This is a genomic window from Microbacterium sp. K36 (genome assembly GCF_004794355.1).
Classification (GTDB): domain Bacteria; phylum Actinomycetota; class Actinomycetes; order Actinomycetales; family Microbacteriaceae; genus Microbacterium; species Microbacterium paraoxydans_D.
On the sequence record NZ_SSDN01000051.1, the window covers coordinates 1 to 453 of the forward strand.

1 protein-coding gene is annotated in these 453 nt (G+C 67.1%); it reads right to left on the reverse strand.

Features of this window, described 5'->3' with window-relative positions:
• The coding region (locus DW296_RS04520; RefSeq protein ID WP_136051268.1) for a WXG100 family type VII secretion target at positions 1-279 on the reverse strand (279 nt) is incomplete at its 3' end.
• Positions 280-453: the final 174 nt, after the last annotated feature.

Consider the following 453-nt stretch of genomic DNA (forward strand, 5'->3'; position numbering starts at 1 on the left):
CCAGAGGCGGGCGGCGGTGCTGGCGGTCTCCCTGGAGATGGCGTTGGCGGTGATGAGTCGGCGGTTGGCTTCGGCGAGGGCGGCCTTCATACCGCGGATGGCGGTGTCCCAGTCGTGGTGGGCGCGGTCGTATGCCGTCTGCGCCTCACCGGACCATGAGGTTCGAAGTCGAGCGGCCTCCGCGTCGAGGGTGTCGAGCTGCTCCTGGAACTGCCGGACGGTGAGGGCGAGACGCGCGACCGTGTCGCTGACGGCGTCGTGACGGACGGCGACTCTCATCGTTCCTCCGACAGCTCTTGGCTGAGGTCGAGCTCGCGGAGGACGTATGGCTGAGCGACGGCGTCGGTGAGGTAGTACGTCAAGAAGATGACCGCGGCTTCGTCAGCGGTGAACACCTCGTTCGAGAACACGCGCACCGCACGGGTCTGACTGATCGGGATCAGCGTCGTCGTC